15 protein-coding genes are annotated in these 12,269 nt (G+C 68.9%); 12 read left to right on the top strand and 3 right to left on the bottom strand.

All coding sequences use genetic code 11. The annotated features are described in order from the left end of the window. The first annotated feature begins 153 nt into the window (after positions 1-153). Positions 154-1,149 carry an LLM class flavin-dependent oxidoreductase gene (locus tag AQJ27_RS29080; protein WP_341866104.1) on the top strand — a complete coding sequence of 332 codons (996 nt, stop codon included), beginning with the start codon at positions 154-156 and terminating at the stop codon, positions 1,147-1,149. 323 nt (positions 1,150-1,472) lie between these two features. After that, positions 1,473-1,901, top strand: a complete 429-nt coding sequence (locus AQJ27_RS29075) for a hypothetical protein (RefSeq protein ID WP_159064414.1) — start codon at positions 1,473-1,475, stop codon at positions 1,899-1,901. Positions 1,902-1,926: 25 nt separating this feature from the next. Here the strand turns inward: AQJ27_RS29075 and AQJ27_RS29070 are convergent, their stop codons facing one another. Then, positions 1,927-2,601 carry a hypothetical protein gene (locus AQJ27_RS29070; protein ID WP_067375019.1) on the bottom strand — a complete coding sequence of 225 codons (675 nt, stop codon included), beginning with the start codon at positions 2,599-2,601 and terminating at the stop codon, positions 1,927-1,929. A gap of 81 nt (positions 2,602-2,682) precedes the next feature. Beyond that, the gene (locus AQJ27_RS29065) at positions 2,683-3,807 is read right to left on the bottom strand and encodes a PP2C family protein-serine/threonine phosphatase (protein WP_425275232.1); all 1,125 of its coding nucleotides are present in this window, start codon (positions 3,805-3,807) and stop codon (positions 2,683-2,685) included. Positions 3,808-4,003: 196 nt separating this feature from the next. Between AQJ27_RS29065 and AQJ27_RS29060 the strand changes: the two genes are divergently transcribed. From AQJ27_RS29060 to AQJ27_RS29045, 4 genes are all read left to right on the top strand, one after another. After that, positions 4,004-4,603: a TetR/AcrR family transcriptional regulator gene (locus AQJ27_RS29060; RefSeq protein ID WP_067375017.1), complete on the top strand. Its 600-nt coding sequence runs from the start codon at positions 4,004-4,006 to the stop codon at positions 4,601-4,603. An 88-nt stretch (positions 4,604-4,691) separates the two neighbouring features. Beyond that, positions 4,692-5,693: a zinc-dependent alcohol dehydrogenase family protein gene (locus AQJ27_RS29055; protein WP_067375015.1), complete on the top strand. Its 1,002-nt coding sequence runs from the start codon at positions 4,692-4,694 to the stop codon at positions 5,691-5,693. 264 nt (positions 5,694-5,957) lie between these two features. Then, a complete protein-coding gene (locus AQJ27_RS29050) occupies positions 5,958-6,557 on the top strand; it encodes a DoxX family protein (RefSeq protein WP_079065327.1) in 600 nt (199 codons plus the stop codon). Positions 6,558-6,714: 157 nt separating this feature from the next. After that, a complete protein-coding gene (locus AQJ27_RS29045) occupies positions 6,715-7,038 on the top strand; it encodes an LLM class oxidoreductase (RefSeq protein WP_067375013.1) in 324 nt (107 codons plus the stop codon). Positions 7,039-7,130: 92 nt separating this feature from the next. Here the strand turns inward: AQJ27_RS29045 and AQJ27_RS29040 are convergent, their stop codons facing one another. Next, positions 7,131-7,580 carry a MarR family winged helix-turn-helix transcriptional regulator gene (locus AQJ27_RS29040; RefSeq protein ID WP_067375011.1) on the bottom strand — a complete coding sequence of 150 codons (450 nt, stop codon included), beginning with the start codon at positions 7,578-7,580 and terminating at the stop codon, positions 7,131-7,133. 77 nt (positions 7,581-7,657) lie between these two features. On the opposite strand from AQJ27_RS29040, the gene AQJ27_RS29035 reads away from it, so the two are divergent. From AQJ27_RS29035 to AQJ27_RS29010, 6 genes are all read left to right on the top strand, one after another. Continuing rightward, complete coding sequence (locus AQJ27_RS29035; protein ID WP_067375009.1) at positions 7,658-8,485, top strand: SDR family oxidoreductase; 828 nt, start codon at positions 7,658-7,660, stop codon at positions 8,483-8,485. A 68-nt stretch (positions 8,486-8,553) separates the two neighbouring features. After that, on the top strand, positions 8,554-8,778 hold the full coding sequence (locus tag AQJ27_RS29030; RefSeq protein ID WP_067375007.1) for an alpha/beta fold hydrolase: 225 nt from the start codon (positions 8,554-8,556) through the stop codon (positions 8,776-8,778). Between the two features lie 192 nt (positions 8,779-8,970). Next, the gene (locus AQJ27_RS29025; RefSeq protein WP_067375005.1) at positions 8,971-9,366 is read left to right on the top strand and encodes a luciferase domain-containing protein; all 396 of its coding nucleotides are present in this window, start codon (positions 8,971-8,973) and stop codon (positions 9,364-9,366) included. Positions 9,367-9,394: 28 nt separating this feature from the next. Then, positions 9,395-9,601, top strand: a complete 207-nt coding sequence (locus tag AQJ27_RS29020; RefSeq protein ID WP_067375004.1) for a three-helix bundle dimerization domain-containing protein — start codon at positions 9,395-9,397, stop codon at positions 9,599-9,601. 604 nt (positions 9,602-10,205) lie between these two features. Then, the gene (locus AQJ27_RS29015) at positions 10,206-10,853 is read left to right on the top strand and encodes a TetR/AcrR family transcriptional regulator (RefSeq protein WP_096240211.1); all 648 of its coding nucleotides are present in this window, start codon (positions 10,206-10,208) and stop codon (positions 10,851-10,853) included. 147 nt (positions 10,854-11,000) lie between these two features. After that, positions 11,001-12,245, top strand: a complete 1,245-nt coding sequence (locus AQJ27_RS29010) for a cytochrome P450 (RefSeq protein ID WP_067375002.1) — start codon at positions 11,001-11,003, stop codon at positions 12,243-12,245. Positions 12,246-12,269 lie beyond the last annotated feature (24 nt).

Below are 12,269 nucleotides of genomic sequence, written 5' to 3'. Positions count from 1 at the left end.
TGCCCCGCACCGGCGTCCGACACCGGTGCGGGGTGCGGGGCCTGAGCCACCTTTCGACCGTCACGGGAAAAGAGAAATCCGCCGATGTCAGAACGTGCCGCTTCCCCCACGGCTGGGCACCCGATCACGCTTGGGCTGGACACGTTCGGCGACGTGACCGACGACGCCCGGGGCCGACCGCTCTCGCACGGCGAGACGATCCGCAACCTGGTGGCGGAGGGTGTCCTCGCCGACGAGGTCGGGCTCGACCACTTCGCCATCGGTGAGCACCACGTCGACTGGATGCCGCTCTCGGCGGCGGACGTGGTGCTCGGGGCGATCGCGTCGCGTACTTCGCGCATACGTCTGGGATCCGGTGTCACCGTCATCAGCTCGGACGATCCCGTTCGGGTCTACCAGCGGTACGCGACCCTCGACGCCGTGTCCGACGGCCGTGCCGAGGTGATTCTCGGCCGGGGCTCGAGCACGGAGTCCTTCCCGCTGTTCGGCTACGACCTCGGCGACTACGACACCCTCTTCGAGGAGAAGGTCGGCCTCTTCGCCGAACTGCGCAAGGAGAAGCCCGTCTCCTGGTCCGGCAGCACCCGCCCGGCGCTGGCGAACCAGCCCGTCTACCCGCACAGCGAGTCCGGAGCGATCCCCACCTGGATCGGCGTCGGCGGCAATCCTCAGTCCGTCGTCCGTGCCGCACGCTACGGATTCCCGCTGATGCTCGCGATCATCAGCGGTCCGACGGCGCGGTTCGCCCCCTTCTCGCAGCTCTTCCGCCAGGCGCTGGCGAAGTTCGACCGGCCCGATGTGCCGGTCGGCGTGCACAGTCCGGGGCATGTGGCCGCGACCGACAAGCAGGCGGTGGAGGAGTTCTGGCCGTACTACGAGAAGACCATGCGCATGGTGGCCCGGCAGCGAGGATTCCGCGTCCCGACATTCGAGCACTTCATGAGCGATGTCGGTCCCGGCGGCGGGCTGTTCGTCGGATCACCGGAGACCGTGGCACAGAAGATCGCCACCACCCTCCGGGAGCTCGACGCGAGCCGCTTCGACCTCAAGTACGGGATGAACGGTCTGCCGCACGAGACGCTCATGACCACCATCGAGCTCTTCGGCACCGAGGTGGCCCCGCGAGTGCGGGAGCTGATGGCCTCGTGAGGTGTTCCACCCTCGAGCCGACCGGCGTTGCCGTCCAAGCCGCCTGCACCCCGTGATGGCTGACACGGCTGCAGGAGGGTCGCGACTGTGGGAGCACGCGACCCATCGGACACGGCTGTAGCCGCGTCCCTGGGGGCGGTATCCGTGGCCCGCGCACCGAGTGCGCGACGGAGGGCCGACGGGTACCGCCCCTTCCCGTTGCTTACGCCGCAACCTTCGCTCCCTGCCGTGCGTCCAGCTGACGCGAGCCGAATGAATCCACGGGGCGAGCCGCTTCGGCGTGGTCGGCCGGATCGGTCCACCTCACCGGTCGGGGGGGCGATGTGACATCTGACGACGGAGAGCACAGGCACGGTTTCACGAAGAGCGTGCGGCGGTTCTTCTGGCTGCCGCCGGGGGCCTCTCGCGATGCCGCCCCGGTCCGGCCCCTGGCGTGGGTCTGGGTCTTCGTGGTCGCGGCGGGGGCCGGTGCCGCCGCCCTCGGCTGGGGGGACGTGGTGGTGGTCGTGATGTTCGTCGGCATCATGCAAGCCCTCCTCGACGACGTGATCAAGGGGGTACGCCATCGCTGGCCGGCCTTCGTCGCCGCTCTGTCGGCAGGATGGTCCACGGACCGGCTCATCAGAGCCGTGGTGTCCGCTCCCGCCGATCCCGACTGGGCCGACTGGCCCGGTCTCGCGTGTGGGAGCCTGGCCGCCTTCGCGACCTTCGTGGCTGTCACGCGTCTGCCGGTCGGCCCCCGGCGCGCGTGACGTTCAGCCGGGCGGGGACACGGTTTCAGCTCACGAACTCCTCGTCCCCGTAGCGCACCTCGGCTCTGTTCCAGTCGACGCCGAGTTCGGCCGTGAACCTCTGGGCCACCGGCAGGTCGGCGAGCGGGGCGATGAGGATGAGCCGCCCGTCCAGGGTGACCGAGCCGCCGCCGAGCCGGTCGCGGGCCTCCGCGTCCGTGAGCAGCGCGTCGTGCAGACGGGTCCGGCTGACGCCGGGGGCCTGGATCTCGACCGCGTCGGTGTCCGGCGAGGTGCGCGGCAGGCAGCGGAACGTGAGCACCGATTCCTGGTGGTACTGCTCGGCGACGACGGCCGCGATGTGGTGGAGCCCGTCGCGGCCGACCTGGTCGACGTCGAACTCGCGGGAACGCTCGTAGGTGGCTTTCTTCAGGTCGCCGGACCAGAAGACGCCGTCCAGGAGGGTCGAGGAGCCGGGCCTGGCACCGTTGGCGTGGATGATCTCGCGCACCTCGTGGCCGAAGCGCGTCAGTCGGGTGTCGATCCGTGAGTCGGCCGGATCCGCGATGATCGCGGTGTTGTCGGTGGCCAAGATCTCCGCAGTGGGACATCCCCGAGCCGCCGGGGCCGCCTGTGCGCTTCCCGCGCCCGCGACTCCCAGCGTCAGGGCGGCAACCGTGGCCAGGACGTGCAACTGCCGCCGCATGATGACGTTCTTCATGCGGTGATCAACGAGCCTTGGCCGACTTCGTCGCGCTACTGCCCGCGCCGCACCGCGGATCCGACCGCGGCATCCGGCCACCTACACCGGGTACTCCGGCTCCGGTGCCTGGGGGCTCGGGCACCTCACCGCGAGGGCCGCGATGTCGTCGTTGAGCCTGCCGCCGCTGAAGCGCAGCAGGTCCTGGTGCAGCCGGTCGAGCAGGTCACGGGGCGGCCTCGGGCCCTGCCGCCGCATCCAGTCCGGGAGCGGGAAGAACTCGCCGGTGCGGTCCCGGGTCTCCGATACGCCGTCGGTGTAGAGCAGTAGCTGGTCGCCCTGGGTGAAGGTGACGGTGTCGACGCAGTAGTGGTCTCCGATGAGCGCCGCGAGGTGCAGAGGCGGCGAGGGAGCGGTGGGATCCAGGACGCGGATCTTCCCGCGATGCGCGAGCAACGGCGGAGGGTGCCCACAGTTGAGAAGTCTGACGTGTCCGCCGCCGTGCGGGATCTCGGCGATGAGAGCGGTGGCGAAGCGCTCCGGCAGATCCTGCGCCGGAAACGCGGCGCTGTGGCGGATTATGCTGATCTCCAGACGATGGATGACGCCTCTCAGGTCGGGTTCGTCGTACGCGGCCTCCCTGAAGCAGCTGATCACTGCCGAGGCCGCCCCCACCGCGGACAGGCCCTTGCCGCGTACGTCGCCGATGAGCAGCCGGACCCCGTACGGCGTGGCGACGGCTTCGTAGAAGTCGCCACCGATCCTGGCCTGTTGTTGGGCCGCCAGATACAACGACTCGATCTCGACGTCGTCCATGCGGCGTGGCAGAGGGCGCAGCAGTACCTTCTGGGCCGCGTCGGCGACGAGGCGGATGTGGAAGAGCGCCTCCTCCCGCTGAAGTCGGACATGGCTCGCGTAGGCGGCCGCCAGGGTGACCGCGACGATCGCAGCCGCCGTGTACTGCGTCCCCAGGTCGGTGTAGACGAAGCTGAGGCTGATCATGACCAGTAGGCAGAACGTGCCCAGCAGGATCGTGGGGAGTACGGGCCACATCGCGGCGGCGAGGGCGGGGGCGGCGGGCAGAAGTCGGCTGACGGCGATCTCCCGCGGTGTGGAGAACGCCAGGCAGGTGATGAGGACGGTGAGGACTACCGGTGACAGCGGGGCAGCTTCCCACCAGCCACCGCCGAGGGAACGACGGCGCCGCAGCCATCCGGACATGATCACAAAACGCATCATATCGGTCGAAGTGGATATTAAGCGGGGCACAGGGCGGTCAGGCCCGGCCCGGGGCCGTAGGCGCACGGCGGGACGGTGGAACGGCGGTCCGAAACGCTCGGCGCGCATGAGTGTCGATCTCGGCGGCCGGCTTTGCCCCCTTAATCGAACGGACTAGTCTGTTCGATTAAGGAGGTGCCCGCACATGGCGACGCGCACGAGAAGGACGAACACGGTCGAGAAGATCCTGGACACGGCGGCCGACCTGTTCTACGCGAACGGCCTGCGGGGCGTCGGCGTGGACCAGGTGATCGCCGCCTCAGGGGTGGCTAAATCCACGCTCTACGTCCACTTCCGCACCAAGGACGAGCTGGTCGCGGCCTACCTGCGCAGAACCGACATATCCTGGCGCGCCCAACTCGAGGCGGCCGCCGAGCGGGCGGGCGACGACGCGGCGGCCCGGATCACCGGGCTCTTCGACGCGCTGACGGATGCCTTCGACCGGCACGGCTTCTTCGGCTGCCCTTTCGTCAGTGCCGCCGTCGAGACCGCGCTCGACTCCGAGGCCCGGGCCATCACCGTGCAGCACACCGAACGCCGTCACACCTGGCTGACACAGCTCAGCACCGAGGCGGGCGCCACCGACCCCGACTCCCTCGCCCACCACCTCGGCCTCCTCATAGACGGCGCCCTCGCGTCCGGACGGCTGCTCCAGGACCGCACGGTGGTGGATCAGGCCAGATCCGCGGCCCGGCGCCTCCTCGACGAGCACACCCGTCGCGACACGGCCGACGACCTCCCGTAACAGGCCACCAGGCACACCCATGACCGCGAGACGCCCCACGCCTCCGACTCCGTACTCACGAACGACTTCCAGCAAGGAAGGCAGGGCCATGCGCGCAGCGATCCTCGAACAGTTCGGGGCACCCCTGGTACTCAAAGACCTCCCCCGGCCCGCCCCCGACCCGGGCGAGGTCCTGGTGAGGATCGTGGCCAGCGGAGTGAACCCGCTCGACCTCAAGATCCGGGCGGGGAAGGCCGCACACGCCCGGACCGTCCTGCCCGCCGTACTCGGTCTCGACCTCGCCGGTGTGGTCGAGCAAGTCGGTAGCGACGTCACCGGATTCGAAGTCGGCGACGAGGTCTACGGACTCACCGGCGGGGTCGGCGACCTCCAAGGCTCCCTCGCCCAGTACGCGGCGGTCGACGCCCGGTTGCTGGCCGTCAAACCCGCCGCCCTGACCCTGCGCGAAGCCGCCGCACTGCCACTGGTCTTCATCACCGCGTGGGAGGGCCTGATCGACCGCGCCCGAGTCCGTCCCGGACACAAGGTCCTCATCCACGGCGGAGCCGGTGGCATCGGACACGTGGCCATCCAGATCGCCCGCGCCCACGGTGCCGACGTCTACGCCACCACATCCCCCGCCCACGCCGAGACGGTCGCGCGCCTCGGCGCCACGCCCATCGACCGCACCGCGATGTCCGTGGCGGAGTACGTCGGCGAACACACCGGCGGCGAGGGCTTCGACATCGTCTTCGACACCGTCGGCGGTCCCGTACTCGACGCCTCCTTCACCGCCGTGCGCACATACACAGGCCACGTCGTCAGCGCACTCGGCTGGGGCACCCACGCCCTCGCTCCCCTCTCCTTCCGGGGCGCCACCTACTCCGGCGTGTTCACCCTCCTGCCCATGCTCACCGGCAGCCACCGCGCGCACCACGGCGAGATCATGCGCGAGGCCACCACCCTCGCCGACGCGGGCTCCCTCAAGCCACGGCTCGACCCACGCGCCTTCACCCTCGACTCCGTCGCCGACGCATACGCGGCGGTCGAACAGGGCACCGCGGCAGGCAAGGTCGTGGTGGACATCGCCCAGGCTCCCAGCGGACCGTGAGTCGCGATTCGTATTCCGCCTGTAGTGCTCACACGCCTTCCCCGTCGAACGCTCGACCACGAGGAAGGGAATGGAGTAAGGATGGGAGAGTGCGGCCGTGTCGCTGCACGAGAGAACGACCGGTGGCCTGACGCGATCCGACGCGAGAACTTCCCTTCCGGCCGCGTGCGGGAGCGTTATGGCCCTCCATGCATGGCGTCCTGAAGTTCTTGAAGGTCTTCAACGCGCCATGGCGACCGGACCACCAGCTCTGCGAGTTCCTGGATGGTCAGCCGGTACCGTCCCGGAGCGCGTTGCAGAGAAGAGCACTCCGTGAATTACATAACGCAGCGACTGCGTTCTCCCACCGCTCCGACAGTCGACGCCCCCGCGCGGGCAGCGGTCTCCGCCGGTGACTGCGGTCTGCTTCTCATCAGGCTTACGTTCGGCTTGCTCATGGCAGCACACGGTGCCCAGAAGCTCTTCGGCATATTCGGTGGCGAAGGCCTCACCACTACGGGAAAAGAATTCGCCGCGCTGGGATACCGTCCCGGAAAGGTCTACGCCGCCATAGGCGGCGGCTCCGAATTCCTGGGCGGCATCGGCTTCGCTCTGGGGCTGTTCACACCGCTGGCGGCGGCTGCCGTGATCGGCGTGATGATCAATGCCATGGCGACCGTGAGCGGGGCGCATGGACTGTGGGACACCCAAGGCGGTGTGGAGTACAGCGTGTGTATCACTGTCACCGCACTCGCCGTCGCGGCCATCGGTCCGGGAAAACTGGCCGTCGACCGTCTTTTCCCGTGGGGCAAGGGAGGCTGGGCCGAAGCGGCCTGCGCTCTGTTCCTGGGCGGGATAGGCGCCGCGATCGTGCTCATCCTCTGACCGTTCGCCAGTAGCCATTCACCAGCCGTCAGCCATTCTCCAGCCGCGCCACGGAGTCATTCCGCGGATCACGCGGGAGGGCCACCCTCAGGGCTCCCCGGGCCGGAAGGGGTGAGGTGGGCTTCGGCGTATCGGCGGAACGCGGTCACGAGACGGCGTGGTCCCCGACAGCGACCGCGACCGGGCGCGGGCGATCGCGCGGGAGCGGGTGTCGGCCGGCCTCGGCCAGCCGTCGTACGCCGCCGGCCTGGCCCGGCTGGGCTACTCGGACCAGGAGATCGCCGAGGTGAGTGACCGGCTGGTGGACGCGATCATCAGCCACGGCGATCCGGCCGCGATCGCGGCCAAGGTGCGCGAGCACCTGGCCGCCGGCGCGGATCACGTGACGCTGCTGTCGCAGGTCGGCACCGACTTCTCGGAGGGCGTGGACCAGCTGGAGCGGCTCGCCCCGGCGCTGGTCGGCGTTGACCGCTCGGTTTGAACCGGCGTTTCGGTTTCAACCGGCGTTGTCCGGCGGTCCGGTCCCGGTGCGCCCTCAGACACGCACCGGGGCGGCGTCGGCCGATACCGCCGTCAGCCCTTGAGCTTGAGGAGAATGCGGGCCAGTTCTTCGAGTTCGGCCGGGTCCAGCCTGTCCGCCAGGACAGGAGACAGGGTTTCGCGGCGGGCGACGTCGGCACGCTCGAAGAGGTCGCGGCCCCGCGGTGTGATGGTCACCTCGACGGACCTGGCGTCGGTGGCCGAGGGGGCGCGGGTGACCAGTTCGCGGGCCTGGAGAGCGTCGATCACCCGGGAGACCTGGCTGCGGCTGATCAACGCACAGGAGCCGAGATCGGTGGCCGACAGCGGTCCGTCCTGGTGGTAGAGCCAGAGCAGTACCTCGAACCAGGAGGCCGGCAGGCGGAAGTCCTCCTCCAGTCGGGCGCTCGCGCGTGAGGTGAGGGCAGTGCTCACCCCTACGAGGCGGTAGTACGCCTGGTCCTCGACAGGCAGTTCCGCCTGCTTGAGCTTGATGTCCGTCACCAGGCGAGTCTACCAATTTGCGTGCACGCACACACAACCCTAGTATGTGTGTGTACACGCAACCATGGAGGTTCGTCATGAAGATCGCCCTCGTCACCGGCACGTCGACCGGCATCGGTCTGGAAACCGCCGTACTCGCCGCAAAGGCGGGCTACGAGGTCGTCGCGACCATGCGTAACACCGACAAGGCCGCAGCGCTGCTCGAGCGGCTGCCCGACGCCGACGTCCGACAGCTCGACGTGACGGATCCGGACTCGGTCAGGGCCTGCGTCGACGGTGTGATCGCCGACCACGGACGGCTGGACGCGCTGATCAACAACGCCGGGGCCGGACACCTCGGCACCATCGAGCTGGAGAGTGTCGACGACGTCCGCGACGTCATGGAGGTCAACTTCTTCGGAGTCGTCCAGGTCACCAAGGCCGCGCTGCCACACCTGCGCGCTGCCCAAGGGCGCCTGATCACGGTCACCAGCGTCGGAGGTGTGGTCGGCCAGCCGTTCAACGAGGCTTACTGCGCGGCCAAGTTCGCGGTCGAGGGCTGGATGGAGAGTCTCGCCCCGGTCGTCGGCAAGCTCGGTGTCGCGGTGAGCGTGATCGAGCCCGGCGCGGTGGCCACCGAGTTCGTCGCGAACGTGCGGGCCGACCGGGATGTCGAGGCCCTGGTCGCCGGAGCCGGGGACTACCAGCCGGTGATCAACGGCTATCTGGCCCGCACCCAGCAGGCGTTCTCCGCGGCGCAGTCGGCCCGGGAGTGCGCGGAGACCGTCGTGGGCGCGCTGACCGCGGCCGAGCCCCGGTTCCGCTACCAGAGCTCCGAGTCCGCGGCCGGCTTCACCGCGGTCAAGCTGGCCGACGCCGACGGCTCGGCCGTACTGGCTCTGACCGCCTCGTGGCTCGGGGCGTGAGACCGGAGATGTTCCCCGACTGATCCATCGTCCACTGCGAGGGCGGGGACGGCGGGCACACCAACGCCATGGTCCGCGCGATCCGTACCGGCCGGGTCTACTACCTCAACGCCCGTGCCGGCGGGATCCAGAAGCGGACATCGATCCTGTGGGGTCGGCGCGACGTGGTGGTCCGCTCGAACGTCGCCGAGGCCTACAAGGACGCGATCCGCGACTCCCGGCTCGTCTTCCTCGAAGAGGGCGCACACTCACCGGCTACGGCCGTCCTCATCGACCTCGAAAGCGGGCTCTGACCTACGCCGTCACAACCCGCCGCAACATGCCGCACCAGTGACGACACGTCACCCACGGCGGACTCCGGGGGCCGACGGCGCCGCAGAAGCCCGTCTGCCTGCGATCCGGTATCCGGACATTCGGGCAGTACGCCTCGGTTACGGCTTCCCCAAGTCATGGTGACTTCGTGGCGAGCTGGGCGTAACGGGTACATGACGGTGGCCTTGCGTGCCATGGCGCAACTGGCGAGTTGGCCGGACCTCGCCGAGACACCGTCAAGCTGTGGCACGGGGCGGGCGCTGCGCTCGGTCCAGGACGAGATCGTCCACTTCCCTACGGACCAGGACGTTGACCTGCACCTCACCGCCCGTGCCATCAAGCGTTTCGAAGACCACCTCAGGGGCGCAACCGCGATCCGTTCGGTGCCCGGCTCGCGTTGGGTGACGATACGCCGCGAAGTCGAGACAGACATGGACCTGCTGCCGGCCCTGGTGAGCGTCGCTCTTCAGGCCCATCAGACGTGGCCGGTTTCCCGCGATACGCCGCCGGCCAAGTGCAATGATCACCAGGACATGGCGCTTCCGCGTGACGATTCCAGCGGAAGCTGAGGAGCACATCTTTCGGGCAGGGGACGTCATGGCTGTCGAGACGCGCGAGGAAGACGCCATCCGCGGAGTCGTCGAACGTCTCACGAGTGCCTACGACGAGACGTGCACGCCCGAGCAGGTCGAAGCGGCTGTAGCCACGGCACACGCCGCCTTCAGTGAGCGGCCCGTGCGCGATTTCGTTCCGGTCCTGGTCGAACGCAAGGCGCGCGCCCTTTTGACCGAGGCCGCGAACTGACGTCGCGCCTCGCACGGCGACGAGCGCAGGAGCGCTCGCCGAAATGACACGGTTCGCAGGGTGGCGGCGGTCTGTCGCCGGGCGCGGCTGGACGGGCTTGTTGACGCCCACGTCTGCCGCCAGTTCTCCGACGAAGAAAGCAATCCATCGATCCGGGATATAGCGGCAATCTCGATGGCCTGCTCCCCCTCGCGACGGGCCCCGCTCACCACCCGCTCTCCCCCGCTGACCCCACTCCATGCGGAGGCCGCCAACTCCAGCCTGTCGCGCCCGACTTCCGACGACGTCGTCCTCGGCGGCCTGCCGCTCATCCTGCGGCTCGCCCTGATCACCGTCCTGGCAGCACCGAGCGGACCGGCCGCTCCCGCTCAGGCCTCCGATCCCGGCCTGCCCCGGCGCCCGGGATCGCGGCGTTCAGCCGTGGCTCCGGACGATGTTCAAGACGCTGAGCGGCCCATTGGTTGAACCCCCGCGAGTCGCCTCGTGTTCTGCACGCTGGACACGAGCAAGTCACAGGGCCCGGCCCCGGCCGCCCACTCACCACGCTTCACCACGATTTGATGCAATATGGGTGACTGTGGGGAAGTCGAGAGAGGGTGCCCTCATGGCCGGGGAAGATGCCGGCAAGGTCGCGAAGTCCCCCGCCGGTGCCGGTCGCGGGAGGGCGCGCAATCCCTGGGGGCGCGGCGAGCGGCTGCGCGCCGAGATCCTGGAGGGCGCCAGTCGGCTACTCGGCGAGCTCGGCACCGAGGACGGCTTCACGCTGCGAGGTGTCGCCCGGGAGGTCGGCATCGCACCGGCCAGCATCTATGGGCATTTCCATGACAAATCCGAGCTGATCGACGCGGTGCTCGACCACGAGTACGACCAGCTGATCGACCTCATGCGCCAGGCTCAGGACGCCGTGGCGACAACCGATCCGCTTGGTCGGCTACGGGCACAGTTGCACGCGTTCTGTCGCTACACGATGGCCAACCCGGGCCACTACCGCGTGATGTTCGGGGTGCGTTTCGCCAAGGGAGGCCGAGCTCCGCTCTGGAGGGTGATCGGCGAACTGACCGCCTCCCTGACCGCCTGCGAACAGGCGGGGGCGCGATTGCGACTGCCGACCGAGCGGGCGGCCATCATGCTGCTCGTCGGCGCGCACGGGACCGTGGCGCTGTCGCACACCCGCCACCCACGCAAGGACGCCGAGGCCCTGGTATTGGAACTCGTGGACGAACTGCTGTCGCTGGTGTTCGACGGCAGTTGAGGTCTCCGGCGGGCCGGGAGTCCGGGCACCGCAAGCGTTTCAAAGAGCAGGAAAAGAGCCTTTTGCCCGTATTGCCGGAATCGACTAACATGTGTTTGGCAACTTACTGAACACTCGTTCGGCGAGCAACCCGAGGAGGTGTCACCCATGACCCACCCAGCGGCCCCCTCGCCCACGGCCACCGCCCCGGCCGGGATACCCGAGTACCCGATGGCCCGGGCGTCCGGCTGCCCCTTCGACCCACCTCCGGCTCTGCGAGCGCTGCAGACCGAAGGCCGGATCAGCCGGGTCCGGCTCTGGGACGGCAGCACTCCATGGCTGGTGACCCGCTACGACGACGAGCGTGCTCTGCTGTCCGACCCCTGCATCAGCTCCGACAACACGCACCCCGGCTACCCGCACGTCAGCGCCGGCGCGCTCGAACGCAGGAAGCGGGCGCCGACCTTCATCAACATGGACGACCCCGACCACGCCCGGCTGCGCCGCATGGTGACCGCCCGGTTCGCCATCAAACGGGTCGAGGCCCTGCGGCCGGCGATCCAGCGGATCGTGGACGAGTTGATCGACGCGATGCTGACAGCACCCAAGCCGGTGGACCTCGTCGAGGAGTTCGCCCTCCCGGTGCCCTCACGTGTGATCTGTGAACTGCTCGGCGTGCCCTATGCCGACCACGGCTTCTTCCAGAGCAACAGCCGGATCCTGGTCAAGCGCGACACATCACCGAAGGCGGCCGGAGAAGCCATCGACAAGCTGGTGCACTATCTGGAATCACTGGTCACCGAGAAGCTCGCGCACCCCGGCGACGACCTGCTCTCCAAGCTGGCCGTCGAGCAGGTGGCCACCGGCGAGATCTCCACGCGCGTCGCGGCGGCCATGGGCACGCTGTTGCTGACAGCCGGGCATGAAACAACCGCGAACATGATCGCGCTGGGCACGCTGGCGCTGCTGCAGCACCCCGACCAGCTTGCGGCGCTCCGCGAAACCGGCGACCCCGGCCTGATCGCCAGCGCGGTCGAAGAGCTGCTGCGCTACCTGTCCATCGTCCACACCGGACGGCGCCGGGTGGCACTGGCCGACATCGACTTCGGGGACGTGGTCATCCGCGCCGGTGACGGCGTGATCCTGGCCAACGACGCGGCCAACCGGGACACGTCGGTCTTCCCCGATCCCGATCGGCTGGACATCGACCGCGGGACCCGCCAACACCTCGCCTTCGGCTTCGGAGTGCACCAGTGCCTCGGACAGCCACTGGCCAGAGTGGAACTCCAGGTCGTCTACGCCACCCTCTACCGGCGCATCCCCACCCTGCGCCTCGCCGTGGACCTCGATCAGCTGCCGTTCAAGAGCGACGGACTGGTCTACGGCGTCTACAAACTCCCCGTGACCTGGTGAGGCCCTCTTCGAACGACCGGCCCA

It is taken from the genome of Streptomyces olivochromogenes (assembly GCF_001514115.1).
Lineage (GTDB): Bacteria > Actinomycetota > Actinomycetes > Streptomycetales > Streptomycetaceae > Streptomyces > Streptomyces olivochromogenes.
This window is presented reverse-complemented; position numbering and strand designations above follow the sequence as displayed.

Excerpts from the sequence above, each read along its gene's own strand:
- AQJ27_RS29060 (WP_067375017.1), top strand. The coding sequence starts at position 4,004 with ATGGCGACGCGCACGAGAAGGACGAACACGGTCGAGAAGATCCTGGAC.
- AQJ27_RS29055 (WP_067375015.1), top strand. The coding sequence starts at position 4,692 with ATGCGCGCAGCGATCCTCGAACAGTTCGGGGCACCCCTGGTACTCAAA.
- AQJ27_RS29030 (WP_067375007.1), top strand. The coding sequence starts at position 8,554 with ATGGTCCGCGCGATCCGTACCGGCCGGGTCTACTACCTCAACGCCCGT.
- AQJ27_RS29020 (WP_067375004.1), top strand. The coding sequence starts at position 9,395 with ATGGCTGTCGAGACGCGCGAGGAAGACGCCATCCGCGGAGTCGTCGAA.
- AQJ27_RS29035 (WP_067375009.1), top strand. The coding sequence starts at position 7,658 with ATGAAGATCGCCCTCGTCACCGGCACGTCGACCGGCATCGGTCTGGAA.
- AQJ27_RS29070 (WP_067375019.1), bottom strand. The coding sequence starts at position 2,601 with ATGAAGAACGTCATCATGCGGCGGCAGTTGCACGTCCTGGCCACGGTT.
- AQJ27_RS29010 (WP_067375002.1), top strand. The coding sequence starts at position 11,001 with ATGACCCACCCAGCGGCCCCCTCGCCCACGGCCACCGCCCCGGCCGGG.
- AQJ27_RS29025 (WP_067375005.1), top strand. The coding sequence starts at position 8,971 with ATGACGGTGGCCTTGCGTGCCATGGCGCAACTGGCGAGTTGGCCGGAC.
- AQJ27_RS29015 (WP_096240211.1), top strand. The coding sequence starts at position 10,206 with ATGGCCGGGGAAGATGCCGGCAAGGTCGCGAAGTCCCCCGCCGGTGCC.
- AQJ27_RS29050 (WP_079065327.1), top strand. The coding sequence starts at position 5,958 with ATGGTCAGCCGGTACCGTCCCGGAGCGCGTTGCAGAGAAGAGCACTCC.